Origin of the sequence: Bacillus sp. A1 (assembly GCF_042296235.1) — a bacterium.
In the GTDB taxonomy this organism is placed as follows: Bacteria; Bacillota; Bacilli; order Bacillales; family Bacillaceae; genus Bacillus; species Bacillus velezensis.
Genome location: NZ_CP141181.1, coordinates 814,249 through 840,122, shown reverse-complemented (window position 1 = coordinate 840,122; position 25,874 = coordinate 814,249). Strand labels below are relative to the sequence as shown.

Annotated in this window: 22 protein-coding genes and 1 pseudogene; 5 read left to right on the top strand and 18 right to left on the bottom strand. The window is 45.7% G+C overall.

The window, feature by feature from the left end; translation table 11 throughout:
* Positions 1 to 10: 10 nt before the first annotated feature.
* From U2H13_RS04275 to U2H13_RS04210, 14 genes and pseudogenes are all read right to left on the bottom strand, one after another.
* Complete coding sequence (locus tag U2H13_RS04275; RefSeq protein ID WP_014417219.1) at positions 11 to 772, bottom strand: MurR/RpiR family transcriptional regulator; 762 nt, start codon at positions 770 to 772, stop codon at positions 11 to 13.
* 68 nt (positions 773 to 840) lie between these two features.
* The gene (glvA, locus tag U2H13_RS04270; RefSeq protein WP_021493855.1) at positions 841 to 2,190 is read right to left on the bottom strand and encodes a maltose-6'-phosphate glucosidase; all 1,350 of its coding nucleotides are present in this window, start codon (positions 2,188 to 2,190) and stop codon (positions 841 to 843) included.
* A 170-nt stretch (positions 2,191 to 2,360) separates the two neighbouring features.
* Entirely contained in the window at positions 2,361 to 2,543 is a 183-nt protein-coding gene (locus U2H13_RS04265) for an H-type small acid-soluble spore protein (RefSeq protein ID WP_003155535.1), read from the bottom strand.
* A 66-nt stretch (positions 2,544 to 2,609) separates the two neighbouring features.
* Complete coding sequence (locus tag U2H13_RS04260; protein ID WP_021493856.1) at positions 2,610 to 4,418, bottom strand: sigma-54-dependent Fis family transcriptional regulator; 1,809 nt, start codon at positions 4,416 to 4,418, stop codon at positions 2,610 to 2,612.
* A 106-nt stretch (positions 4,419 to 4,524) separates the two neighbouring features.
* On the bottom strand, positions 4,525 to 5,904 hold the full coding sequence (gene lpdA / locus U2H13_RS04255; RefSeq protein ID WP_021493857.1) for a dihydrolipoyl dehydrogenase: 1,380 nt from the start codon (positions 5,902 to 5,904) through the stop codon (positions 4,525 to 4,527).
* Positions 5,905 to 5,918: 14 nt separating this feature from the next.
* The gene (locus tag U2H13_RS04250; protein ID WP_021493858.1) at positions 5,919 to 7,118 is read right to left on the bottom strand and encodes a dihydrolipoamide acetyltransferase family protein; all 1,200 of its coding nucleotides are present in this window, start codon (positions 7,116 to 7,118) and stop codon (positions 5,919 to 5,921) included.
* A 14-nt stretch (positions 7,119 to 7,132) separates the two neighbouring features.
* Positions 7,133 to 8,161: an acetoin:2,6-dichlorophenolindophenol oxidoreductase subunit beta gene (acoB, locus tag U2H13_RS04245; RefSeq protein ID WP_021493859.1), complete on the bottom strand. Its 1,029-nt coding sequence runs from the start codon at positions 8,159 to 8,161 to the stop codon at positions 7,133 to 7,135.
* Between the two features lies 1 nt (position 8,162).
* Positions 8,163 to 9,164, bottom strand: coding sequence for an acetoin:2,6-dichlorophenolindophenol oxidoreductase subunit alpha (acoA, locus tag U2H13_RS04240; protein ID WP_053285219.1), 1,002 nt, complete (start codon positions 9,162 to 9,164; stop codon positions 8,163 to 8,165).
* A gap of 276 nt (positions 9,165 to 9,440) precedes the next feature.
* Positions 9,441 to 9,920: a DUF6884 domain-containing protein gene (locus U2H13_RS04235; RefSeq protein WP_015417042.1), complete on the bottom strand. Its 480-nt coding sequence runs from the start codon at positions 9,918 to 9,920 to the stop codon at positions 9,441 to 9,443.
* A 156-nt stretch (positions 9,921 to 10,076) separates the two neighbouring features.
* A complete protein-coding gene (locus tag U2H13_RS04230; RefSeq protein ID WP_007408522.1) occupies positions 10,077 to 11,060 on the bottom strand; it encodes a tRNA-dihydrouridine synthase in 984 nt (327 codons plus the stop codon).
* A gap of 735 nt (positions 11,061 to 11,795) precedes the next feature.
* Positions 11,796 to 13,835, bottom strand: coding sequence for a hypothetical protein (locus U2H13_RS04225; RefSeq protein ID WP_376700688.1), 2,040 nt, complete (start codon positions 13,833 to 13,835; stop codon positions 11,796 to 11,798).
* A gap of 320 nt (positions 13,836 to 14,155) precedes the next feature.
* Complete coding sequence (locus U2H13_RS04220) at positions 14,156 to 15,325, bottom strand: hypothetical protein (protein ID WP_053573593.1); 1,170 nt, start codon at positions 15,323 to 15,325, stop codon at positions 14,156 to 14,158.
* 223 nt (positions 15,326 to 15,548) lie between these two features.
* Positions 15,549 to 16,949 carry a 23S rRNA (uracil(1939)-C(5))-methyltransferase RlmD gene (gene rlmD / locus U2H13_RS04215; RefSeq protein WP_029974025.1) on the bottom strand — a complete coding sequence of 467 codons (1,401 nt, stop codon included), beginning with the start codon at positions 16,947 to 16,949 and terminating at the stop codon, positions 15,549 to 15,551.
* A gap of 133 nt (positions 16,950 to 17,082) precedes the next feature.
* Positions 17,083 to 17,946 (bottom strand): annotated as a pseudogene (locus U2H13_RS04210) (DNA-3-methyladenine glycosylase family protein).
* Between the two features lie 106 nt (positions 17,947 to 18,052).
* Between U2H13_RS04210 and corA the strand changes: the two are divergent.
* The 3 genes from corA to U2H13_RS04195 all read left to right on the top strand — a co-directional run bounded on the left by corA (position 18,053) and on the right by U2H13_RS04195 (position 20,630).
* On the top strand, positions 18,053 to 19,012 hold the full coding sequence (corA, locus tag U2H13_RS04205; RefSeq protein WP_007408518.1) for a magnesium/cobalt transporter CorA: 960 nt from the start codon (positions 18,053 to 18,055) through the stop codon (positions 19,010 to 19,012).
* Between the two features lie 63 nt (positions 19,013 to 19,075).
* Positions 19,076 to 19,723 (top strand): hypothetical protein, encoded by a 648-nt coding sequence (locus tag U2H13_RS04200; protein ID WP_022552762.1) that lies wholly within the window; start codon positions 19,076 to 19,078, stop codon positions 19,721 to 19,723.
* Between the two features lie 46 nt (positions 19,724 to 19,769).
* Positions 19,770 to 20,630, top strand: a complete 861-nt coding sequence (locus U2H13_RS04195; RefSeq protein WP_065180771.1) for an NAD(P)-dependent oxidoreductase — start codon at positions 19,770 to 19,772, stop codon at positions 20,628 to 20,630.
* A 37-nt stretch (positions 20,631 to 20,667) separates the two neighbouring features.
* Here the strand turns inward: U2H13_RS04195 and pdaA are convergent, their stop codons facing one another.
* Positions 20,668 to 21,459 (bottom strand): delta-lactam-biosynthetic de-N-acetylase, encoded by a 792-nt coding sequence (gene pdaA, locus U2H13_RS04190; protein WP_003155556.1) that lies wholly within the window; start codon positions 21,457 to 21,459, stop codon positions 20,668 to 20,670.
* Positions 21,460 to 21,559: 100 nt separating this feature from the next.
* A complete protein-coding gene (locus tag U2H13_RS04185; protein ID WP_003155558.1) occupies positions 21,560 to 21,745 on the bottom strand; it encodes an SE1561 family protein in 186 nt (61 codons plus the stop codon).
* Between the two features lie 146 nt (positions 21,746 to 21,891).
* On the opposite strand from U2H13_RS04185, the gene yfkAB reads away from it, so the two are divergent.
* Together yfkAB and U2H13_RS04175 are read left to right on the top strand one after the other, a co-directional pair.
* Positions 21,892 to 23,013, top strand: a complete 1,122-nt coding sequence (yfkAB, locus tag U2H13_RS04180; protein ID WP_014417201.1) for a radical SAM/CxCxxxxC motif protein YfkAB — start codon at positions 21,892 to 21,894, stop codon at positions 23,011 to 23,013.
* Between the two features lie 6 nt (positions 23,014 to 23,019).
* Positions 23,020 to 23,853: a mechanosensitive ion channel family protein gene (locus U2H13_RS04175; RefSeq protein ID WP_014417200.1), complete on the top strand. Its 834-nt coding sequence runs from the start codon at positions 23,020 to 23,022 to the stop codon at positions 23,851 to 23,853.
* Between the two features lie 28 nt (positions 23,854 to 23,881).
* Here U2H13_RS04175 and U2H13_RS04170 read toward each other — a convergent pair whose 3' ends face one another.
* Together U2H13_RS04170 and cax are read right to left on the bottom strand one after the other, a co-directional pair.
* Complete coding sequence (locus U2H13_RS04170) at positions 23,882 to 24,676, bottom strand: YfkD famly protein (protein WP_088056277.1); 795 nt, start codon at positions 24,674 to 24,676, stop codon at positions 23,882 to 23,884.
* 70 nt (positions 24,677 to 24,746) lie between these two features.
* On the bottom strand, positions 24,747 to 25,802 hold the full coding sequence (gene cax / locus U2H13_RS04165; protein ID WP_007408511.1) for a calcium/proton exchanger: 1,056 nt from the start codon (positions 25,800 to 25,802) through the stop codon (positions 24,747 to 24,749).
* Between the last annotated feature and the right edge of the window lie 72 nt (positions 25,803 to 25,874).

Genomic DNA, 25,874 nt, shown 5'->3' with positions numbered 1-25,874 from the left:
TGACCTCCCGCTATTTATCAAAATTTTCGAGCTCTTTATAATCAACATATGCACGGAATAACGCTTCGCCCACCAGAAAAAACGGGGCAAATGCGACGATTTCCGTTTTATCGCTTAACGTCACCGGCTTGCTGGTCGCATAAAGATTATACGGCGTCGTTTGCGCCAGTACGTTGTTTTTCAGATTGGTGATTGAAATAAACGGAACTCCCTTTGCGGACAGGGTCCTTACCTGCGGAATTAATTCGGGTGTTTCGCCTGATAAAGAAATAATGATGAATACGTCATCAACCTTAAAATCATCACACATGATATCAAACTCTATAATGTCCTGAATTAAAATCAGATACTTCCGCCGGGATACAAACATCCGCTGCAGCTCACGGGCGCACACCCTCTGAGCCGTCCCCGATCCGTAAACGAAAATCCGTTTTGCTTCATCTATCAGCCGGCACATCTCCGTCATATCTTTTGACTTCACGTATTTTACATTGGCTTCAATATCATCCAGCAGCTTTTCAAACGTCATATTCTCGCCCTCTTCAGGCTGATCCTCCCATTTCAGAAAAACCCGGAATTCACTATAGCCGCTGAAGCCCAGTTTTTGGGCGAGCCGCAGGATGGAAGACCGAGAAACATTGCAGGCTTTCGCCATGTCATTGATACCGAGATGGTAGCACGTATGTTTATGATTCAATATATATTTTAAAATATAAAAATCGTTGTCATTTAATTTCGCGTAATGCTGGTTAACCAGTTCTTCAAGACTCATCCCAAAAATCCCCCCGTTTTCTTTCTATTATATAGAATAACAGATAAAGAAAACGGGGACGATTGTCATCAAGAAATAGGAGACGGACTTACATCAAGTTCAGGCCAGTAGTCCTTATTAGCCTCCATCAGATCTTCAAGAATCAGTTTTGCCACACGGGCGTTCGGCACTGTTTTTGACAGAATCAGCGCCTGCCACAGCTTTTGAAATGACCGCTCTTCCCACGCTTCAGCCGTCAGTTTTTCGACAGACACCTGCTGTTCCATCAGGCCTTTTTGAAATTGCGGTATGTTCCCGATTGAGAGCGGTTCAGGTCCGTTTGAACCTACGAGACAAGGAATCTCAACCATGGCTGACGGATCAAAGTTTGCGATCGCGCCGTTATTTTCAACGATTAACAGCATTCTCTCCCCTGTGTTGTAAGCGATGGCCCGGGCAAGGTCGACGATATAGGAAGCATGATCATCAATTTTAATTTCACTGTTCTCCGATGATTGTTCGCGCGTAATCATATCGCATTGGCTGAAAATGAAAGCTTCGCGCCCTTCCATGACTTCGTTGGCTCTCGTATGGTTCGGGTTTGATTTTTTCACCATATCATCCGGGAATAAGTAATATTGCAGATATGTGTTCGGAAGCGTATCCGGATCAGCCGCCTGAACGTCGCGCGCTTTTTTGAATGTGTCATTCCAGCTTGCTTCAGTCTGTTCGGCCTCCGTCTTCGGAACGTAGCCGTATTCACGGACATGCTCTTTCAGCTTCGGCATTAAATCATTGCCATGCCGGTCTGTGATGGACGTCCACCAGCCAAAGTGGTTCAAGCCGTAGTAACGGACGTTCATTTCTTTCCGTGAAGATAATCCGAGGATGTTCGCCATGCGATCCTCAATTCCGACCGGCATGTCGCAGATGTTCAATATTTTTGAATTCGGTCTGAGGCGCCGTGTAGCTTCGGCCACAATCGCCGCCGGATTGGAGTAATTCAGCATCCATGCGTCGGGCGAGTACGTTTCCATATAATCAAGAATCTCCAGAACACCGCCGATAGAGCGCATGCCGTATGCGATTCCGCCCGGCCCGCATGTTTCCTGGCCGACCACGCCGTACTTCAGCGGGATTTGTTCATCGAGCGCGCGCATCGCATATTTTCCGACGCGGATATGCGCCATGACGAAGTCAACATCCGTAAAAGCCGTCTCTGGGTCATCAGTCGCCAAAAATTCAATGTCCGGCGCTTTTTCTTTTATGAATACCTCACACGCACCCGCAATCCGCTCCTGCCTTTCTTTATCATTGTCATAAAGTTTCAGCTTTCTGATCGGAAACTCTTCCAGGTGATTCAAAAGCATTAATACAATTCCGGGGGTAAATGTGCTGCCGCCGCCTGCAATAACGATTGAGAATGATTTGTCTGTCATGTGAAGCCCTCCTCTGATAACGTTTACATTTTATTTATATCATGAGAAGGTCCGATCTGTACCGGGTTTGGAGGAGTTAGATCATTTAATCATTTTTAGTTATTTTTCTCAAAAAGCGGGAAAGTTCCCACAGGTACGAAAGAGGCCTGCTGTCATCAGCAGACCCATTCTCAAAAATGCTCTTGTAAATCAGAAAGCAGCACTTCCTGCTCAAATTGCGGATTTCCGATCGGAAAAATTCTGGCTGTTTCCTTGTCTTCGTTGACATGCTGAATATAAATCGGGACTCCTTCATACGTCACATACGCCATGGCGGCGGATTCCGAAATGTCTTTCGCACGCTGTGTATTCACGTTTCAAACCTCCTTTAGGGCCTCACACATAACGTGTCCGGCAGCCAAGAGAAGTATGCTTGTTTCTTACAATTGTCCGGCGGTGAGTTTGAATTTTTTGAGGCGTTTGTAAAACGTGCTCCGCGGGATTCCGGCCATTTTGGCGGCCAGCGTGACATTCCCCTTCGCTGATTCAAGCGCGTTTACGATGATGTTTTTCTGAATGTGCTCCCGGATGGAGACGGGGGACGCTTCTTCCTGTTCATAAGACTCGGCCGCCTCTTTAAGACCTGACGCTTCAAGCAGGGCTGCGATGGGGCGCCCTGACAGCCGCCCGTCCGGGAACATGACGGAAAGACGTTCAAATACATTAAACAATTCCCTGATATTCCCCGGCCATTTCCGGCTCTTTAATAGGTCTAAAAAGTCATCAGGAAGCTCCCCCCGCCAGCCGCGATTTCGCTGAAATTCAAGGAAGAGTCCGGGAATGTCTTCGGTGCGTTCTCTTAATGGAGGGAGATGGATCGGACAGACGTGAAGCCGGTAAAATAAATCTTCTCTCAGCTTTTTGCATTCGACAAGCTGTCTCAGATCAGTGTGGGTGGCAGTGATGATTCTGATGTCGACGGGAATCTCTTTTGTCCCGCCGACCGGGGTGACTTTCCGTTCCTGCAGCACCCGTAACAGAGCGACCTGCATGGAGTGTGATATTTCTCCGATTTCATCGAGGAAAAGCGTGCCTTTATCGGCTTTTTGCAAAGCGCCGTTATGTCCTTTCCGTTTGGCCCCGGTGAAGGCGCCTTCCGAGTAGCCGAACAGTTCGCTTTCAATCAGCTTTTCGGGGACCGCTCCGCAATTGACGGCGATAAACGGGCCGTTTTTCCTGGAGCTGTTGTTATGAATCGCCCGGGCGGCAATCTCCTTTCCCGTCCCGGTTTCTCCCGTAAGACAGACGGTTGCGTCCGTTCGGGCGACAAGCTCCAGCTGCTGGAGCATATGTCGGGATGACGGGCTTTTGCCTGCCGCACCATGAAATATAAAAGAAGGCTTTTCTTCTCGTTTGGATAAGTAAATGCACGAGAAGCCGTTCTCCTCCCGCTTCGCCTGCTTGATGTGAAAGCCCTGTTCCTCAAGCTCGCGCAGCGTATGTCCGGTAAAATGCTGAACGGGACGGCTTGCGGCGATAATCCGGCTCATTTCATTGCAAAGCACGATCGGATCGTGAGACCGGGTCAGCCCGGCGAATTTGCTGATCATATCAAGTTCTGTCATTTTGATCTTTAGGGCAAGCTCCCGTTCCGCCGTATAAGCGATGGAGGAGGCAATTCCGAGCATAAAAGGCTGAGCGCGGGCGGCGGGGCAGGAAATATCAATGACACCCGCCAGCCGTCCGTCTTCATAACGGATCGGCGCGGCGGAACAGCTCCATTGATGAGAAGCGAGCGAATAATGTTCAGAGCCGTGTATCATGACCGGCTCATTTGTAAAAAGAGCCGTCCCGATCGCATTCGTGCCGACGGCTGTTTCCGTCCAGCGGGCGCCTTTTAAGAAATTGATGCGGTGCGCTTCATGAATGGTGCGCGGATGGCCGTCAACCGAATGAACCACGCCGTCAGAATCAATCAGAAGAACCATCATTTCCATTTCCCGCATCGCCGTTTTCATTCTTTCTGCATGAGGCATTGAGGCCGCTAAAAATAATGAATGCTTCTCGGCCTGCCTTTCTAAATGATCTGCCGGCATTACATTCGGCCCCTTTTCGAGATAAGGGTTGACGTCGGCTTTTTTGCAGCGGTGCCATGAGGCGGCCACCCGCTTCTGAATACGGGATTCATCAAGCACGCCTTCTTTCACAAAGCGCTTCCAGGTTTTAAAATCATTCCGAATGACATTCATTGTATTCGCTCCCCCCTGTTCAGACCATCTTTTCATATATTGTAGGGGAAAAATAAAGCGCTTTCAACGAAAAATACCCCTTCTCATCTGAGAAAGGGTATTCCGGTTATACGGAATGCACCGCAAGTCCGGTGACATTCAGCAGGGCTTCCTGAAGCGTTTCTGACAGAGTCGGATGCGCCGCGATAAAGTGCTCCGACATATCCGCCGTCATTTCACCGTTCATCATCATGACCGCCTGACCGATCAATTCCGTCACGTCCGGCCCGATCATTGACACGCCGACGATTTCTCCGAATTCCGGTTCGGCAATGATTTTCATTTTGCCGCCATGCTGATGTTTAATTAACGCTTTTCCGTTAGCAGAAAATGAGCATTCTCCGATTTTCACATCTCCGTATGTTTCTCTCGCCTGTGTTTCCGTCAGCCCGACAGCGGCCATTTCCGGCGATGTATAAATACAGCGGGGCACCGCCCGCATATCGACTTTGCTGTCCTTTCCCGCGGCATGCGCGGCGGCTGTGATTCCTTCATGAATGGCGGCATGCGCGAGCTGCATTCCTCCGGCCGCATCGCCGCATGCGTATATATGAGGCACATTGGTCTGCATATGGTCATTGACTTCAATGCCGCGCGGAGAATACCGGATGCCGGCCTGCTCCAGATTCAAGCCATGCAAACGCGGCTTTCTCCCGATTGCAACCAAAACGTGATCAGCCTGCGCCTCAATTTCTTTGCCGTCTTTTGTCCACACGGCAGTTTTCCTTTCTTTATCAATCCGTTGAAGGGCGGCTTTTGTCTGAATATCAGCCCCGCTGTCTCTTAAAGAGTCTTCGAAAACGGCGGCGATTTCCCCGTCTTCTGCCGGGAGCAGCCGGTCAGCCGATTCAATCACCGTCACTTTCGTTTTAAACCGGCTGAATAAAGAGGCAAATTCACAGCCGATCACACCTCCCCCGACAATAAGCAGAGAAGAAGGGATTTTCTGTAAAGAAAGCGCATCTTTGCTGTCGATCACCCAATCGCCGTCAAATGGGGCAAACGGCAGCTCCGCCGGTTCAGATCCGGATGCAATCAATATCCGCTCCGCTTCCAGAATGTCTTTTGCGCCTCCTTCTCCTTCAACAAGCAATGTCTGCTCTGTGAGAAATGAAGCTGTCCCGCTGATGACTTTAATCTGATTTGCTTTCATTAAGTATTGAATTCCCTGCACGAGCCGGCTGACGATTTGCCGTTTGCGCCCCTGCATGCGGGCCCAATTGAGTGTAATGTTTTGCGGCAGTTCGATGCCGAATGTATCTGCATGCCTGATTTTATCGAGCACATTCGCGCTTTCCAAAAGCGACTTTGTCGGGATGCATCCCTCATTGAGACAAGTGCCTCCGAGCGGCCCTTTGTCGATCAGAACGACTTCTTCTCCCCTCCGCGCGGCAGTCACGGCAGCTGCATATCCTGCAGGCCCGCCGCCGATAATGGCTAGTGTCAATCTCTTCACCCTCTCTATAAAATCAATCCGGCCGGCTCTTCAAGCAGCGCTTTGACCGTTTTCAGGAAGTCCGCAGCCGGTGCGCCGTCACATATTCTGTGATCAAAGGTAAGGCTCAGCGGCAGCATGGTGCTTTTGACAAGCTCATCTCCTTTAAACGCCGGCGTTTCATAGCTTGCGCCCACTCCGAGAATACCGGCTTCAGGCGGATTAAGAATCGGGGTGAAATGCTCAATTCCGTAACCCCCGAGATTTGTAATAGAAAATGTCGATCCGCACAGGTCATCTCCGGAAGCATTGCCTTCCCGCGCCCGGCGTGCCGATGTGCTGATATGATCCGCTAGCTCAAGGAATGAAAGCTTTTCCGCATCCCGGATCACCGGCACGACGAGACCGTTTTCAAGAGAAACCGCCATCCCGAGGTGGACATATGGATAGGTGATGATCCGCTCCTCTTGATAAGAGCTGTTCAGCTCAGGATGCTGTTTCAGCGCAAGCACCGCGGCCCGGGATACGAAATGTGTGACCGTCAGTTTAACACCGCTCCGCTTTTTCGCGCTGTCGGCGAGCTGCCGCTGCCATTTTACAAGCTCCGTAATGTCCGCTTTCATCGTCAGCGTCAGCTGGGCGCTGTTTTGCAGGCTTTTGTGCATTCGGTCTGCAATCACTTTTCTCATCGCTGAAGCCGGTTTTCCCTCCGGCTGTGCCGTCTGAACCGAAGACTGCGGTTCAGATTCCGTCTTCATGGCCTTGATGACGTCAGCTTTTACGATTCTGCCTCCGGGCCCCGTCCCGTTCAGCGTATCAACTTTCAACCCGGCTTTCTCCGCCATTTTTCGGGCAACGGGAGATATTTTCACGCGGTGTTTACGCTTTTGCACGGCTTTGGGAGCAGGAATATGTTCAGATTCAGGTTCAGATTGCGGTTTCCCTGCATTTTCAGGAGCCGGCGCCTCCTTCTCCCGCACTTCTTCGCCGTTTTCCCCGATATAACAGATGGGCGTTCCCGGCGGGACTCCTTCTCCCTCTTTGACTTTAATGTGAAGAAGCGTGCCGCTTTCAGGCGCTTCTATTTCCATTTCTATTTTTTCCGAGTTGATGCTGGCGATGCTTTCTCCCTTTTCAACCGGGTCGCCGACTTTTTTATTCCAGACGGATACTTCACCTTGCTTCATTGCCATTCCCAGCTTCGGCATTACTACTTTTACAGCCATTCTATATCCCTCCTTTAATTCATTGCCGGCTCGCCAAGCAATTCAAGCGTGACGCTGACAATTTGGTCTGGTGTCGGCAAATATTGATCTTCAAGCACCGGCGAAAACGGCACCGGTGTATGCGGCGCTGTAATCCGTTTAATCGGCGCATCAAGCAAATCAAAGCCCTTATCGGCGACAATCGCAGCAATATCCGTGGCGATGCTGCAGCGCGGATTGGCTTCGTCTATGATGATCAGCCGGTTTGTTTTTTCTAACGATGTGAAAATCGCTTCCTCATCTAAAGGAGACAGACTCCGGGGATCAAGCACCTCGGCGTCGATGCCTTTCTCAGAAAGCTGTGCAGCCGCTTCAAGCGCGGTATTGACCTGCTTGCCGACCGCAAACAGCGTGATGTCGCTGCCTTCGCGTTTGATATCCGCTTTTCCGAGCGGGATTGTATAATAATCTTCCGGCACCTCGCCCTTCATGTTGTAGGACGTTTTATCTTCAAAAAAGAATACCGGATCATTGTCTTCTATTGCCGCCAGCAGCAAACCTTTGGCGTCATATGGATTGGACGGCACAACCGTCTTCAGACCCGGGATGCTGGTGAACAGGCCATACAGCGCCTGCGAATGCTGAGCGGCTGCCCGGAACCCGGCTCCGTATGTGGTGCGGACGGTGATCGGCACTTGCGCTTTACCGCCGAACATATAGCGGAATTTCGCCCCTTGGTTGATCACCTGATCAAAGCACGTTCCGATAAAATCGTTAAACATCAGTTCCGCAATCGGTCTCAGCCCCGTGGATGCCGCAGCCATGGCCGCACCCATGTAGCCCGCCTCAGAAATCGGTGTGTCCAGCACCCTGTTTCTGCCGAATTCCTGTACGAGCCCCTTTGTGACCCCTAATACACCGCCCCATGCTTCATCATCTTGCAAATGATCGACCGCCGCTCCTCCGGCGACATCTTCACCGATTACAAGCACATTGTCATCTTTTCTCATCGCAAGCTTCATTGCTTCATTGATCGCGTCCGACATGCTTATGACTCTCGCCATCTCACATTCCCCCTTTTTCATATGACACGTAGACGTCTGTCAACAGCTCCGACTCTTTCGGATATGGACTCTTTTCGCTGAACGAGACGGCTTTTTCAATCGATTCGCTGACACGCTGTTCGATGTCTGACAGTTTATTTGCATCTGTTTCTTTTAGAAGATAGTTTTTAAAGCCTTGAATGGCATCTTTTTCTTCAAGATGCTCAGCCTTTTCATCCTTTGTTTTATAAGTTTGGGCATCTCCTTCGAAATGTCCGTAGTTTCTGTAAGTCATACATTCAATCAAAGACGGGCCTCCGCCGTTTCTTGCTCTTTCTATCGCTTCCCCGGCTGCCTGATAAACCGCTAAAATATCTTTTCCGTCCACCGTGACCCCCGGCATGTTATAGGAAGCCGCCCGATCGGCGATTGAATCACAGGCTGACGCGTACTCAAATGTCGTGGCTTCGCCGTAGCCGTTGTTTTCGGCGATGAACACGACAGGAAGGTTCCATACTGCCGCTAAGTTCAGCCCTTCATGGAAAGTCCCTTGGTTATTGGCTCCGTCCCCAAAAAAGCAAACGCTTACATTTTTAGTTTGTTTATATTTAGCCGTGAGCGCTGATCCGCATGCGAGCGTGAATCCGCCCCCGACGATTCCATTTGCGCCTAACATGCCTTTATCAAGATCCGCAATGTGCATAGAACCGCCTTTGCCTTTACACAGTCCGGTCGCTTTTCCGAATATTTCCGCCATCATGCCGTCCAGATCACAGCCTTTGGCGATACAATGGCCATGTCCCCTGTGTGTGCTTGTAATGCTGTCGCCATCATCTAAATGAGCGCACACCCCCGCAGCTACCGCTTCTTCACCGGCATACAAATGGACGAATCCGGGAAGCACTCCTTGCGCGAACAGTTCATGCACTTTGTCTTCAAAGCCCCTGATTTCCAGCATCTTTTGGTACATCCACAGCGCTTTCTCCTCAGTTAATGACAAGCCTTCTCGTTTTAACAATTCCATTTTGTGCGCCTCCTTCTATTTAGGGTTCACACTTATAAATGCAAGAAGCATGCCAGCCTTTGAAGCCCGTAAAATGAATGTTTTTATTTTTACAATGGAGACAGTTTGAGACAGGTGTCTCATTTTGTCTCGATCTGTTCCCTTTGTCTCGTTTTATGGCATACAAAAAAGACCGGTCATCACCCTGTCTTTGACAATGATCGACGTATTTATTTCCTCGGAAATCTTTTAACTGCTTCATTCTTCTGCATACAGTCTATCGCGGCGTTTGAGTGGTTACACTCTTTTTTTCATATCCGCGTGCTGCAGTTCATGCTTTTCTTCAACAGCCCGATTCAGCGCTTGAAGCATGTAGCCAATGCCTTTATACGATGACAAAGGCCAGGTGATATGCTGATGCTCTCCGATGACGGCGTTTAGGACGCTTCGGTATTTTTTCCCGCCAAGCATGACAAGCTCTTCGATGTCGGAAAAGCCTTTTTCATGAAATTGACGGCGCAGCTCGTCCGCTGCCATGATCTCCGGATGACCGGTTCCAAAAGTGACATCGTAATTTCCGGGAACCATATCATCCGGACGAAGGAATCCGTGCTTTGCCGACAAAATTACCCACTCATCGAAAAATGCTTTCGCATATCGCTCGCACGCCTGATGAAACGGGCTGAGATAAACGTCTTCCGCCCTTACCGGACCTGTATCTGAATGGACATCCCAAATTTTTTTCTTGCCGCAGGGGATGATGCACAGTCGTTTCATTTTTCTCTCCCCTTTATGATGTATGTCCTATCAATGTACCATGATTCGTTTATTTCTGCATGACGAAACTGGCCATGGATCTGTCTGGGTAAAAACTGCACACAAAAAGACCCGGAATTCAAACCGAAATCCGGGCCGGATGAAGAGGTATTTATGTCACTCTTGCTCCATCCCATCAAGATACTTTCTCTCAAAGTCATCGAGCAATGCACGCACTTCATCTGTTGACTTTGTATTCATGCATTGATTTCTTAATTCACTTGCTCCACGGAATCCGCGGAGATATATCTTGAAAAAGCGGGGGAGCGGTTTATATGCTCGAGCTTCTGCTTTTGAATATTCATCATGAAGATCCAGGTGCAATCTCAAAAGATCAAGCAATTCCTTACTGCTATGCTCTCTCGGCTCCTTTTCAAAGGCGAATGGATTAGTAAAAATGCCTCGTCCAATCATAATCCCGTCAACACCGTATTGTTCAGCGAGTTTCAAGCCGGTTTCACGGTCAGGAATATCCCCATTGATCGTCAATAGGGTATCCGGCGCTATCTCATCACGAAGTTTCTTGATTTCCGGGATGAGCTCCCAATGCGCATCTACTTTACTCATTTCCGCTCTTGTACGCAGATGAATGGAAAGATTCGCAATGTCTTGTTTCAGTATGTGTGTCAGCCAGCCGCGCCATTCGTCTATATCCGTGTAGCCAAGTCTGGTCTTCACACTTACCGGCAGACCTCCTGCTTTCGCCGCCTGTATTAATTCGGCTGCAACTTCAGGACGGCAAATCAGGCCGCTTCCCTTTCCATTCCCCGCCACATTAGGTACAGGACAGCCCATATTGATATCCAGGCCCTTAAACCCTAATTCCGCCATCCCAATACTCATTTGGCGAAAGTTTTCAGGCTTATCTCCCCATATGTGGGCAACCATCGGCTGTTCATCCTCCGTGAAAGTCAAACGGCCGCGCACACTATCCTTCCCATCCGGGTGACAATAACTTTCTGAGTTTGTAAACTCTGTGAAAAACACATCAGGTCTGCCTGCTTCACTCACAACATGGCGAAAAACGACATCCGTCACATCTTCCATTGGTGCCAGTACAAAAAATGGCCGTGGTAATTCACGCCAGAAATTATCTGTCATAACAAATCCAAATCCTTTCATGATGGGATACAGCCAAACCTTTATCCCAAAATTAAAAACTGACCATGCTTCTTTTACACTTATAGCATGTGTCAGCACTTCTTATCAAACGATAGTAAATTTTGAACATTTCATTAACACACATAAATGGTATTAGGTTGAAACAAATCATTCATATTACTTGCTTTTGCTCTAATCAACGTGATCGCCTGTCCTCTTATGTTTCATTTTTTAAAATGAAAATCTGGAGAGGGCCGTGCAAGAAAAAGACCGAAGATCGACAATGCTCATTATTACTAAGAAGACTCTTTAATGTATACTTATGTCTACTTAATCTATTACGCATGCTACCTTCCCCCACATATATACAATTACGAGTTTGGTTTTTTAAATCTGTTACATAAACACCTTTCATTGATCTAAATTTTTGATCTTTTAGCCCATTTTATATGTTCAGGCAAAGGAATTTCAAAATTAATTGTATGATTAGCCTTTCCCTTAATGAAGAATTCCTATGGTAATTTGATTTTCAAATCCATTATCATCTCCTCCAAAAATCCACATTATAAAAAAATTCCCTATTTATCTATCAACGCTTAGCTTGCCTAACATATATCTTTAATAGTAATTACATCTTAAAAATAGACCCACCATTTATCTCTAAGTTTAGCTGTAGGCATAAATTTAAGCTTGCATTCAATGAGTGGAGCTTAATTTTTTTATTCTGCAATTTTTTTAATCTTTTTTAATTTCATCCTTCTCTAAACCTAATCTTTGCAATAATTCTTTATCGTATTCGATAAAATCACCTAATTGATCATTATAATATGGGTATTGAACAGTTAAATCATTTATCGCAAGGTTTCTATAATTCTTTTTGACTCTTATATTTCCCAACTCTATTTGTGGAGGATTTTTCAACATATTAATTAGCTTTTCAGATGTTATATTTCCTTCAAAATCTTCGTGATACGGTTTTAAAGATCTATTTCCTATTGAAAAACCCGGAGGATTCCTATCTAAAAACCGAACAAAAGCTGAAGTATCAGCAATATAGCAATCATTATAATACATACTTTCACCAAGCATTGCTGTCGTTACAATAACTTTATAAATATTTTTAGGATGCCATTCTTCTTCTAGTTTCAATTCTTCTCTTACAATGTTTATATTCTCCACGTAATAATCAACAATACGATTTAGTTGCTCGACAGCACTTCTTTCTTTATGGCTTTTATTTATCTTTTCCGTTTCCCTTTGTATTATCTTTATTAAGAAATTATAATATTCCCTAATAGTTAGTGGTTGACCAAAGGCTTTTAATTCTACAAAGAACAAATCATTGTCAATAGTAAAAACTACATCACATTCATATGTTTCACCATTAACAATTCTCTTTAGTCTTTTCGCGCCAATATCTAGCTTGTTTAGTTTATTTAATATGTATTCTTCTAATCCAGTACCCTTAAAAGAAATATCCACTTTCTTCTTATTTAACAGAGATATCAATGACATTGAAGGATCTATATGTGATGCCACAGAAGGAATAATAATCAAACTGTCATTATGAACGACAAAAGGACAATCTAACAAATCTTTTGCATCTTGATTAAATTTGAAGTTATTGATGATTTTAAGAGCACTGGCTTGAGATACTCCCTTTGAAACAAATAAGTTTATCCAGTAAGTTTCAGTTTTCATAATAGTCCAATTATTTAAGTTTAATGGTTTAACTACTTTTGACTCGAATCTTTCCTTTAAATAATTTTCAGCCTCAATTTGAATTACAACGTAAGCTCTAATCCATTCTGCGAGTGACACACCTAAAAGCCTTATATTTAGATCATGAGTGTGTAGAAATTCTCCTATCGCAATACAATAATATGCTTCATTCTCGCAAAGATAATGAGCTGGAGGTAATTTCTTTGCATTTTGATCAATTTTACGTTCCAATTCTGTTTTATCGGCTAAATTAAAATCCGTATACCATTTACTTCTTTGATCCTTAAATCTCACTTTTGAGATTTCTTGTGCATGTAAAAAATCTTCATTCTTGGGCTGGATGTGAATTTTCTTATTATCTATATCAAAATCTGTACCGATAAAACGCCATTTTTGTTCAATGTTCAAAAGAGACGACCACAAATCAAATAGTTCAATATGCTCTCTTGCGACTCTTATGTGACTCATGCGCATAGTTTCAAGTTTTCCTATATTACCTTTTCCACCTCCCATAGACTTCAGTAAACTCCCCGCAAACTCTGCAATACTATCAGCTATACCTAATACACGATTTATATCTTTTTGAGCAGGTAATATTTTTTGTTTACCTTCATCAAACAATGAGATGACGTATGGATACACCTCTTTAATTCTATGTATAGAATTCCCATTAATATACTCAATTAGAGAACCTAACATAATCTCTAAAGAAAGAATAAATGTTATTACCTCTCTCTTCTGAGGAATTTGGTCTAATTTCCTGGATGATCTCAATTTATAAAAATCCTTAAAAATTGAATTAATTATATTAATTTTTTCTTCAAAATTATCAATTAACTTAATATCACTCTTATAAACTGCTTTAATGTTAGATATGACTTTTTTTGATATCTTTTGTCTATTATTGTTGATGTTAAAACAAACGCCTGAGACTCTAACGATTTCTAAAGTATCTTCCAGAGAATTGTTTTGCATAAATTCGTTTAAAAAAGGAATAAATTCCTTTGAATCTTTAAACAAAGCCTCAAGTTCATAATGGTTCCATATTTTCAAGTTGTTCTCTCCTTCTATATTTTTTTCAACAAATCCACTATATATATTTCTCCATTTATGTCTAGCTATAATCAAGACTTCTATCGCATGGGGTTTGTATTGTATATCTATTACAGCTTTATATTTCCGTTACCAAAACCCGCATGCAATTGGATCTTATAGACAGTCAAATCTTCTCCTTGGTTTATAATAACCCAATTAATCTCCCTTATAATAAGCAACTTTATACTTTCCTGAACTTCGCTTATGTACTTTGGGTACGAATTAATTTCTTAATGGGAACTATGACTATCCCTCATTAAATGAAAACTCCATTCCTATTAGTTTACTTCCCAATATTTAAATTTATACATACTCTTAAAGGAATCCGTTTGAGATAAGGCAATTTTCTCTGCTTTTCTTTCATCATATGAGGACATACCAGTAATACCAAACACCTCAAATATTATATCCTTGTCTTTATTGATAACGTATCCATCCGGAATAAAATTTCCATAACCTTCTATTGGCAAATAAGGCTTATAAAATGTTAGATTATCTTCACATAACCGATCATATATATTTTTTTCATGAGAACTTTCACAATATAAACCTCTACCAGATATCGGTATTAAACAGTAATTTTTTAGAGTCATACATTTATGATACTTGTCTTCTTTATACACAAAACCTGCTACCACATATTCAGGGCTATGCGGTTCTATTTTTTTCTTGTGTTCATATTCCTCCTTTTCAACATAGAAGCGATTAGTTCGCCCAAAAGCATCTTCACAATACAGAATATCTTTTTTTGTATTATCAAATAGAGTATCTTCTCCAAGCGGTATTACACTATTTACATACATGTAAACAAAATAGATATCTTTTTTTACTTTTACATTCCATATGCCTACTTGTTTATAAAACATCTCGTTTAAAGTTTTTCTTTTTCTCGATAACCTAATTCGAGCCGATATACCATAAACATGTTTAGCTAACTCATATTTATCATTAGGAACTCTATGTTTTTTTCCTAACACCATACTTTCCCACGCCATCATATTTATTCTTGTGGCTAAGCCAAAAATCGTTGATACATTTTTATTAGATCCCGTTCCTTCATGATAAATCACATTATTTCTCACATTACTGTTTCTTTCGTTATTATCCCCTAGCTGAGAAAGATGTAATTCTTTAATTCTAACAATATGTAATCCCTCTTCCTCATCGTAGCTCCAGGCCTTTTCATATGGGCTTGAACCCACAAATTGAGGATGTCGGCAACAATCCTTGGAATGTTTAAATTGTCTGGTAGAATTATATAAATACGGTGATTTTGCATTGGAAACTTTAAGCACTATCTTATCAGAACACTCACACCTTAATTCTATTTCTCCCTTTTCATTCCTAGTTTTTAAGTTTAGTAACAGAGATTCTTTTATAGGTGAATAAGGTAGTTTTGTTATGTTTCCTTTTGGTTTTTCAATTACAATAAATGATTTTTTGACCAATATATCCCTTCCTCCTATATTAAACAGACTACAATTCAATTATAGTTGAAGTTAACACAAAAATCGTTGAAGAATTTCCAAAAATCTCATATTTTAGAATTACTATTAAAAGGAGGAAAAAAGAATCGAAAAGACAGCCAGGGCAAAGGCTGCGCATAAAAAAAACCCGGAAATCGGAATTGTTTATTTACCGAAATCCAGGTCTGATTACGAATTGTTTATTTTAGTTAGACGATTTTAATACAAGCTTCGCCACGGCTTCCACATGAGCCGTCTGCGGAAACATATCAACAGGCTGAATATATTCGACGCGATAGTCCTTCGACAGCGTCTGCAAGTCTTTCGCCAGTGTGGAAGGATTGCAGGATACGTAGACGAAGCGTTTCGGTTTTACTTTTTTGATGGTATCTAAAAATGTTCTGTCACAGCCCGTTCTCGGCGGGTCGACGATGACCACGTCAGGGCGGAAGCCTTCTTTCGTCCATTTCGGGAGCCAGTGTTCGGCTGTTCCTGTGACATATGCCGCGTTTTTGATGCCGTGTTTTTTGGCGTTTTTCTTCGCATCGTCAATTGATTCTTTAATGACGTCCATGCCGCGGATCTCTTTTGCGCCGCTTGAAACCCACATGCCGATCGTACCGACGCCGCAATACGCGTCTACGACTTTTTCTTTTCCTGTCAGCTGAGCCGCTTGTTTCACTTCGTCATACAGCTTAACCGTCTGCTCAGGGTTGAGCTGGAAGAAGGCGCGGGCGCTCAGTTCAAATGACACGTCACCGAGCACTTCTTGAATGGCATGGCTTCCGGCCAGCGCTTTTGTTTTGTCACCGAAAATGACGGATGTGCGCGCGCCATTGATGTTTTGAATAATCGATTTCACTTCCGGCAGACGGTTCTGAATGGCTTTGACGATCTCGTCTTTATTCGGCAGTGTCTCTTTCGCGGTGACAAGCACGACCTGCACTTCGCCTGTTTCAAAACCGACTCTCGTCACGATGGTGCGGACATCGCCTTTTTTGGTCCGTTCGTTATAAACAGATACGTTGTGTTTTTCCAAAATACGGCGGACGATACCCGTTGTTTTGTTTGTCGCCGGATGCTGGACAATGCATTCCTTAATCGGGACGATTTTATGGGAATCAAGTCCGTATAAGCCGGCAATGATGCTGCCGCTTTGCGAGCGTCCGACTTGGAACTGGCTTTTGTTCCGGTAATTCCAAGGGTTGTCCATTCCGATCGTATCTTTAATGTTCATTTCTTCGACATTGAATCTCGTATGACGTTCCAGAGACTGAATGACGATGTCGCGTTTTTCGCGAAGCTGCTGGGTGTATGCCAGATGCTGAAGCTGACAGCCGCCGCACTGGTCGTAGACCGGACATGGCGGCGTGACACGGTGTTCAGACGGCTTGCGGATTTTTTTGACGCGTGCTTCTGAAAATTTCGGCTGCACATTTGTCGCTTCGGCAACGACTTCTTCACCGGGCAGAGCGCCGGGAACGAAGACAACTTTTTTCTTAAAATAGCCGACGCCCTCTCCGTTAATGCCGAGACGTTTGATGGTCAGCGGAAATGTCTGTCCGATTTTCAATTCGGCAGGCGCCTTTTTTTGATGTTGATTCACGTTTTTTTCTCTCCGTTTCTATATAAAGCCTTCCTCATGGGAAAACGGCTGATTTGAAATATCACATCTTTTCAGTATAACATGCAGCCGGCGGTTCCTTCATGTTTTTCACTGGAAGTTTCCAAAATCCTCATCATTCAATACTTCTCCACAAGTACAAGGACGCATAGCTTAAATACGGCGCCCATTCGCTGCTTACCTAGAGCATTACGTCTTTTGACGGTTTATCCTCTAGGGCGAAGCGGCGTTTGACGGCGTTTTGCAGGCCGATGTCCGCCAAAGGAAACAGATTCGGGCGGCCGAGACCGAACATGAGGACGTTTTGGACGGTCCACGGGCCGATGCCTCTGATGGCGATCAGCTTTTTCATAATGTCTTCATCCGACAAATGGGTAAGTTCCGCCAGATTGAGCGCTCCTTCTGCAATCATCCGTGAAATGTCAATCGCATATTCCGCTTTTCTCATGCTGAACTGGAGCTCCCGCAAGTCCTGATACTCAAGCGCCGCGATCGTTTTCGGCTCGGGATAGCTCCAGACGCCGTCTTTTTGTTCACCGAAGGCATGGACGAACCGTTCCGTTAAGGTAAATGCGAAAGACAGGTTGAGCTGCTGGTGGATGATGCATTTCATGAGACAGTTGTAGACGTCATATTCCAAGACGAGCGGGGTTCCCGCATGTTCCTCAAAAAGCGCCGACAGATTTGTTTTTGAGAAATGATCAAGCACAGGCTGAAGCGGCTGTTCCCACTGAAAAATGTGTTTGATCCGTTCAATCATCTCTTTGCGGTCCGTTTCTCCGCTGACGAGAAAAACCGGGTCTGCGGCGGTGCCTTCCCCTTGAACCGTGATGACGGACAGTTTGCCGTCCCGTGTTCTGAGCGGCACTTTGATTGACCTTGCTTTAAGATCGACCGCATTCAGCGGATCGAGCGACAGCCTTTCAAGGACTTTATCAAAATGATACGGCGGCGTGACCGAAACCGTTTCCTTCCACATATGCTCCACCCCTTTTTGTCCAAGTATATCATGAAGCGGCCGGGCGGCAATTCGTATACTTTTCTTCATAACGCCGCATGATATAATGGCAGGCGGAGGGTTGTTTATGATACATATAACCGCAATCACAACACATAATGAGATATTAGATAATATCCCCCTATCACGTACAGAACAACCGGACATCGCATGGTACTGGATTGATTTTTTCGGCGCCGAGATGCATGAAACCGAGCTGCTGCGGGATTATTTTCACTTTCATCCGCTTGCGATCGAGGATTGCTTTCAGCATATGCAGCGGCCGAAAATCGACCATTATGACGGCTACCGTTTTTATGTGCTCCACGCCTTGAACCCGGACACACTGGAAATGGAAGAGGTGGACATTTTTCAGTCCGACCGTTTTATCGTCAGCTTCCATTTGCACGAATCGCCCGGCGTCTCAAAGGTGAGAGAACGGTTTTTCGCTTCTCCGGGATTAGCCAAAAAAGGGCCCGGGCACATCACTTATATGATTATGGACCAGCTTGTCGATGAATATTTCCCCGTGCTGTACAAAATTGAAGACCGGCTGAATGAAATTGAAGACAGCAGAACCCATAAATCTTACGGCACTTTAATGAATGAAGTGTTTGAATTGCGGACTGATCTTTTGAACCTGAGACGGACGATCATTCCGATGCGCGATTTAATGTACCGGATTTTGAGCCTTGACCATGTAAAAGAAAGCCGTGAAACGAAGGCGTATTTCAGCGATATTTATGACCACCTGTTAAAACTGGCCGAGCTGATCGAGTCAAACCGTGATATGACGTCAGATTTGCGGGACAGCTATGTGACGCTGAATTCAAACCGGATGAACGCCATTATGATGACATTAACCATCGTCTCGACCATTTTTATCCCGCTGACGTTCATCGCAGGGGTTTACGGCATGAATTTCGATAACATGCCTGAGCTTCATTGGAAATACGGGTATTTTATCGTTTTGGGCGTAATGGCCGTCCTTGTGGCCGCCATGCTGTTTTGGTTCGCCCGCAAAGGCTGGTTTAATATTTTCAAGTAAGAACGGCTGCGGGCTGTTCTTTTTTTTAAGAAAACATGATAGTCTGGAAAAAAACGTAAAGAGGTGTGCGCCGTTACCATCCTTTCTCACAAAATCATTTCTTCTGTCCTCCTGGCTTTCAGTGTCATGTCCATTGCCCCGCTGTATAACGGCCGTACGGTGTCTGATTACATCTTTGAGTCGCTCGGCTTTTCCTCTTGGCCGGAAGATGGAGCCCATATCTCCGTCATTCCCGGGGTCGTGCTTTACTTTGCGGCGTTAATCTGGTGTGCCGCCGCGTTCAGGCGGACGCTTCCCGCGGCGGGGCTGTTTCTGATCTTTCTCAGTATGGGGGCCGCTTCCGGTATCAGTCCTGCCACCGAATATGCCGCTTTTTCCTTAAAACAGTTCGCGCCCGAAAAAGAGGCTGTCGAATATTTGAAGCACCGCAGCGAATGCAGTTATCTGGTTGAGCGAAAAAGAGCGGGCATGAGCTGCACGCTTTATATCAATCATTACGGAAAAGGGGAACAAGCCATTTCTGTCACGCCGGATTTATCAGAAAACATAAAGGACGTCACATTCAAATCAAAAACATTCACTGTAAAACCCCGTTCAAAAACAATAATCAAAACCCGATTTACCGGATTTTACAAGGGGAAAGCCGCCTCAGACTCCGGATGGTCTTCCGAACCTGAACTGAAAGTGGCAATCCTGTACACAGCGGATTAACCATTTTGCATGTATAATGGTGGAAAACTTTTCATTGGAGGGTGAAATGAAGATCGCCATCGTCGGACTCGGCAATATGGGCCGCCCCATCGCCGAAAATATCATGAAAGCCGGATACAGCCTGACTGTATATAACCGGACGAAAGAAAAAGCGGCTGACCTGCTGGAAAAAGGGGCCGAATATGCCGAAACGCCCCGCCAGGCAGCTGAACATGCAGATATCGTACTGTCCATGCTGTCAGACGATGAAGCCGTAACGGGCGTAACGTTCGGAGCTTGCGGCATTATTGCCGGGTTATCTGAAAACGGCATTCATATTTCAATGAGCACGATCAGTACGGCGCTGTCAGAACAGCTTTCCGCCGCACATTCGGGCAGAGGGCAGTCCTTTATTGCCGCTCCCGTCCTCGGCCGCCCCGATGCCGCCGAGAAGGCCGAGCTTCGCATCATCACAGCCGGACCGGCGGAAGCGAAGAAAAAGGCCGAACCGCTGCTTAACATCCTGAGTCAGCAAGTATTTGACACTGGTGAAGAAACAAAAACGGCCAACGCCGCGAAAATCAGCGTCAATTTCTTGCTCGTTTCTATGCTGGAGGCGTTATCTGAATCATTCTTAATGATGGAGAAGTACGGGTTAGAGCAAAAACAATTTTTAGAAATCGCCGGCGCGCTCTTTGGCTCTCCCGTCTATCAAAATTACGGAACCATGATGGCTGAGGAGAAATTTGAGCCGGCCGGCTTCAAAATGTCTTTAGGGCTGAAGGATACCAATCTGGCGCTCGCCGCCGCTGAACAGGTTTCCGCAAAACTCCCTCTTGCCGAGCTGGCCAAGAGCCATTTTGAAAGCGGGATCGAACAAGGCTTCGGGGATCTGGATTGGGCTGCACTGATTAAAAGCTTAAAATAACAAAATAACACCTCTCCATTACCAGGAGAGGTGTTTTCTACAGGCGCGGCAGCTTCATTTCTTTCTCAAACATCAGGTCATCAATGCTTTTAAACGTGTAGCCTTCTTTTTTCAAATCGGTAATGGCATCGTCCAGAGCTTCTGAATTGTCCTTTGAAACGGTGTGAAGAAGGTAGATCGCGCCGGGATGCGCCTGCTTTATCATGTGATCATAGGCGTATTGTTTCCCTTTTTGCTCGTTAACCTTCCAGTCGACAAATGCGACGGACCAGAAAACGGTTTGGTAGCCGAGGCGCTTCGTTTCTTTGAGGACATATTCGCTGAACACGCCGCGCGGCGGACGGAGATACAGATTGTCCCGCTTTCCGGTAATGTTGTACACAGCTTCCGTGACGGAATCGAGTTCGTCTTGAATCTGATCGCCCGTTTTTGTCGTCAGATCAGGATGATGAAAAGAATGATTGCCGATGATATGGCCTTCCTTTGACATCCGTTTAATCAAATCAGGCTGCTCTTTCACAAAATGACCCGTGACAAAAAAAGTGCCCGTGACGTGATGTTTTTTTAACACATCAAGCACTTTCGGGGTGTACCCATTTTCATATCCGTTATCAAACGTTAAATAGATGGTCTTTTCTTTCGTATTGCCCAAATAAAAAGCATCATATTTTTTGACCAGATTGTCCAGCTGTCTGCCGGCATCCGGCGGCTGATGATTGACGCTGCGTTTAAAGCCCCAGTTTATCCGTTCATTCGGAACGGCTTCTGCGCTGTTGATGCCTCCCGCAAGTAAAACAGCCATGCAGCAAATTGAACAAAACCATTTCATGACCAGCACTCCTTCTGCATTTTTCCTTATTTTGCAGTAGGCCCTGCCCTTTTATACAGCCGCATTATGGAAAAAGAAAAACCCCGGCATCCGCCGGGGTTTATTCCCAATCCTTTTTAAAGCGTTCGTATTTTGCTTCCAGATCATCAAGCATGCCGATGAGCCGGTCTATATCTTCAACGTCCGTTGATTCAGGGTCTAATGAATCAATGACATTCATAAACATATCGAGTCTGTTCTTTAGGTAATCGAGCTGCTGATCTTTGCTGTTTACTGCATTCCCCATACTTCCACTCCATTCATTTTTTATAATGGTAGCGTATTTTTTGCCGTTTTTCAATGGTTCCGCTACTTGCGATCTTGGCTGATCAGGTCTAAAATTAACAGTTGGCAGACGTTAGTATGCCCCATTTATAAAGGAGTTAGATAGTCATGACACAAAACACAACACTGCGTCCGATCACACCGGAGTACGATCCTTGGGAAGCGTACATGGATGTCGACCAGTATGGAGATATGAAACTGACGAACGTTGAATTCACAACGACGACTTTGTGCAATATGCGATGCGAGCACTGCGCCGTCGGGTACACGCTCCAGCCGAAAGACCCGAATGCGCTGCCGATCGACCTTTTATTAAAGCGGCTTGATGAAATTCCTCTGTTACGCTCTATCAGCATTACGGGCGGCGAACCGATGCTTTCGCTGAAATCGGTAAAGGAATACGTCGTCCCGCTTTTAAAATATGCGCATGAACGCGGCGTGCGCACACAGATCAATTCAAACCTGACGCTTGATATCGGGCGCTACGAACGGATTATTCCCTATTTGGACGTTCTTCACATTTCTCACAACTGGGGAACGGTCGAGGACTTTGCCGACATCGGATTTGCGATGATGGAGAAGAAACCGACATTTGAACAGCGGGCGCGCTATTTTGACAAAATGATTGAAAACAGCCGCACGCTGGTCGAAGCAGGTGTAATGGTTTCAGCGGAAACGATGCTCAACAAACGGACACTGCCGCATATCGAACATATTCACCGGCAAATTACCGAAGAAATGAAATGCCAGCGGCACGAAGTCCATCCGATGTATCCGAGTGATTTCGCCAGCGCGCTTGAATCACTCAGCCTGAAAGACATGAGACAGGCCATCCATCATCTGCTCGACATTCGAGATGAAGAGACATGGATGCTGTTCGGTACGCTCCCGTTTTACGCATGCAGCCCTGATGAAGAAGACCAGAAGCTCCTCCGCCGCCTCCGGGAAGCGAAAAACGTTACGGTGCGAAACGACCCTGACGGCCGCTCCCGCCTGAATGTCAACATTTTTGACGGAAATATCATTGTCACGGATTTCGGCGATACACCGCCGCTCGGCAATATTAAAACAGACAGCCTTCCTGAAGCATATGACAAGTGGAGACAGACAAAGCTGAGCAAAGAGCTGAACTGCCGCTGCACAAACGTCCGGTGCCTCGGCCCGAACGTCCTTGTCAAAAACAGTTATTATCAGGACACGGATTTTTCATTACGAAAAGCCAGAGGTTAACAGAAGATGGAAACGACAATTACGGACATTTTGAAAAGCAAAGTGGTTGAGATCATCATCGTCGCTCTCGTGCTTTACGCCGGTGTTTTTCTGATCAACCGCTTTGTCCAGGTGTTATTTAAACGCACAGATTTCTTAGAGGAACGGAAAGGGAAGACGATTGAGAGCCTCGTCCGGTCCATCACCCAGTATACGGCGACGATCGGTTTTATCTTTTACGTCATTTCTTTATTTGTTCATGATTTCGGCCGAATTTTAGCCGGGGCGGGCGTTGCCGGTATCGTCATCGGTTTCGGCGCCCAGTCGTTAATCAAGGACATTTTGGCCGGTATCTTTTTAATATATGAACGCCAGCTGCATAAAGGCGATTACGTGACGATTAACAATCTGTTCAACGGCACAGTGGAAGAAATCGGACTCCGTTCCCTCCAGATCCGTGAGTGGACCGGCAAGCTGCTTACCATATCTAACGGTGAGGTCAGACAGCTTCAAAACTATAACATTGATTATATGCGGATTACCGAGTCCGTCGTGATCAGTTACAAGGAAGATCCTGAACGGGTATATGCCATCTTAGAAAAAGCGTGTGACATGCTCAATGATGAGCTTCGCGATTCATTGAAACGGGATGAATTTCTCAATGCGACGGAACCGTTTCAAGTGCATGGAATTATGAGTCTGAACAAATTAACCAGAGGCATAGAATTTACCGTCAAAGGCATGGTTCAAGACACAGAATACTTCTCGGCGAGCCTTGCGGTGAGACGCGTTCTTGCCCGGGAGCTGTACAACAACAATGTGCAATTGCTTGAGGAAATGTATCACACACAAAAAAGCTGATTCCCGAACCGGAATCAGCTTTTTTTATTTATCTCGGCTGCGCTGTCGTTTGAAAACCGAATGTGACATGATCCTGCACCGGAATCCAAGCCCCGATTCCTTGCGAAGTCACATTTTTGACGACAAGTTTCCGCTTGCTGCCTTTCAGCACCAAATACACTTCACCGTATGTTACTTTTCCTTTTTCATTAACGGCCGGAGCGTAGGCGTGCAGGTAGCCGAGCCGCTGCGGAGAAATTTTGTAGGTTTGATCGCGTTTTGTGCCTGCGCCGATAACCGTTTCAAACGCGAGCGGCAGTTTTGTTTTCTTCATCGCTTTTTGCATCATCATGCTTTTTACGTCTTCTGCGTTCGGCACCTTCGCTGTGAGCCCGCCTTTGATTTTGTATTGCTGTTCTTGGGCGTATGAGATAACCGCGGTTTGCTGTCCGCCCCGGTTATCCGCTCTGTTTGTGTTGATTTTTTTATATTCCCAGTTGGCGACCGTTTCGTTCGATTGATAGCCGAGCGCCCATTTCCCGAGAAATATTGTCGCCCGGTATCCGATGGCAAGCGGTGAACCGGAAACCGAGGATTCATTCAGCATCTTTATCAGATGCGGATTTTCGATATTGATCTCTGATGTATCTAACAATTCCTTTGCCAGTTTGCTCGGCTGAAGCATCGGCTGGTCCTGTGAGGCATTCGGATACGTATTTTCCTTTGAAATGCTTACGACAGAGTTGGGAACTTTAAACGGTTTCTTTGCACCGGCAGATGGCGTTGCGAAAAAACTAAAGGATAACAGCAGAATCAGTGTGGCATGAAACAGCTTTCTCATCATATCACTCTTTCTATAGCATTTTCCTTTAGTCTTTTCCTCCGCAATCGTTGTTATCCGCATTTTTTACAGGTTAAAGCAGGAAAAAACCGATCGCCATGATGACATAAGCGGCAAGGAGCGTAGCCCCCTCAAACCAGTTCGAATCACCGTCATTTGAAATCATCGTCATCAAAAGGACGGATGATATCATCGCGACAAGCTCGGGCAATGTGAATACAAGCGGCATATTGACCGGAAAAAAGATGGAACAGATCACAAGAACCGGAGCCACAAACATGGCGATCTGCAAAGTCGAGCCTACCGCGATTTCAACGGCGACATCCATTTTGTCTTTGTACGCCATAATAATCGCCGACGCATGCTCTGCGGCATTTCCGACGATTGCGACGATAATCACTCCGATAAACAGCTCGCTCCAGCCGAACTGTTCAGCCACCGCATGAAACGTATGGACAAGGTTTTCAGATATGTAGGCGACGATAATGGTTGAAATAAATAAGACGGCTGTCGCTCTTTTCCCCGACCACTCAGGCTGCTCCTCTTCTTCCTTTGCCTCCGGCTGATTCGGCTGATAAACACCGCGGTGGGTGACGAGCTTGAAATAAAGAGCTGCCACGTACAAAAGGATCATGATGATGCTGATGCCGACACTCAAATCAAGCTTGTTTTTTTCCCCCATATCCATGGAAAACACTTCGGGAATGACAAAAGCTACGATAATGGCAAAAATCAGCAGGCCAGAATTATGACGGGCATCATGAATATTGAATTCCTGCCGCTTGTATTTCAAACCGCCGATAAAAAACGACAGTCCCGCGACGAGCAGAAGATTGCCGAGCACCGAACCGGTCAGTGAAGCAAGCACGATGCCCGTCAGCCCTTCTTTTAAGGCAAAAAGCGATATAATCAGCTCTACCGCATTGCCGAACGTGGCATTCAGCAGACCGCCGATCCGCGGTCCCGCGATAATGGCAAGAGATTCGGTCGCTCTCCCCATATAACTTGCAAGCGCAATAATCGTCAAGCAATAAATAATAAACAAAACCGCTGACGGCCAGTGCATCAGGCCGCCGATGACTGAAAGCGGCACTCCCGCCGCAGCCGTAAAGAAAAAAATCCGATTCATATCTGCCTGGCTCCTTTTTTCGAATGAGTCTTTTTATATCCTTCTCAAAAACTCCCTCAATTACACTTCCGC

Coding starts and splice junctions, on each gene's coding strand:
- U2H13_RS04275 (WP_014417219.1), bottom strand. CDS start 772: ATGAGTCTTGAAGAACTGGTTAACCAGCATTACGCGAAATTAAATGAC.
- glvA (WP_021493855.1), bottom strand. CDS start 2,190: ATGACAGACAAATCATTCTCAATCGTTATTGCAGGCGGCGGCAGCACA.
- U2H13_RS04260 (WP_021493856.1), bottom strand. CDS start 4,418: ATGAATGTCATTCGGAATGATTTTAAAACCTGGAAGCGCTTTGTGAAA.
- U2H13_RS04250 (WP_021493858.1), bottom strand. CDS start 7,118: ATGGCTGTAAAAGTAGTAATGCCGAAGCTGGGAATGGCAATGAAGCAA.
- acoB (WP_021493859.1), bottom strand. CDS start 8,161: ATGGCGAGAGTCATAAGCATGTCGGACGCGATCAATGAAGCAATGAAG.
- acoA (WP_053285219.1), bottom strand. CDS start 9,164: ATGGAATTGTTAAAACGAGAAGGCTTGTCATTAACTGAGGAGAAAGCG.
- U2H13_RS04235 (WP_015417042.1), bottom strand. CDS start 9,920: ATGAAACGACTGTGCATCATCCCCTGCGGCAAGAAAAAAATTTGGGAT.
- U2H13_RS04230 (WP_007408522.1), bottom strand. CDS start 11,060: ATGACAGATAATTTCTGGCGTGAATTACCACGGCCATTTTTTGTACTG.
- corA (WP_007408518.1), top strand. CDS start 18,053: ATGATACATATAACCGCAATCACAACACATAATGAGATATTAGATAAT.
- U2H13_RS04195 (WP_065180771.1), top strand. CDS start 19,770: ATGAAGATCGCCATCGTCGGACTCGGCAATATGGGCCGCCCCATCGCC.
- pdaA (WP_003155556.1), bottom strand. CDS start 21,459: ATGAAATGGTTTTGTTCAATTTGCTGCATGGCTGTTTTACTTGCGGGA.
- U2H13_RS04185 (WP_003155558.1), bottom strand. CDS start 21,745: ATGGGGAATGCAGTAAACAGCAAAGATCAGCAGCTCGATTACCTAAAG.
- yfkAB (WP_014417201.1), top strand. CDS start 21,892: ATGACACAAAACACAACACTGCGTCCGATCACACCGGAGTACGATCCT.
- U2H13_RS04175 (WP_014417200.1), top strand. CDS start 23,020: ATGGAAACGACAATTACGGACATTTTGAAAAGCAAAGTGGTTGAGATC.
- U2H13_RS04170 (WP_088056277.1), bottom strand. CDS start 24,676: ATGATGAGAAAGCTGTTTCATGCCACACTGATTCTGCTGTTATCCTTT.
- cax (WP_007408511.1), bottom strand. CDS start 25,802: ATGAATCGGATTTTTTTCTTTACGGCTGCGGCGGGAGTGCCGCTTTCA.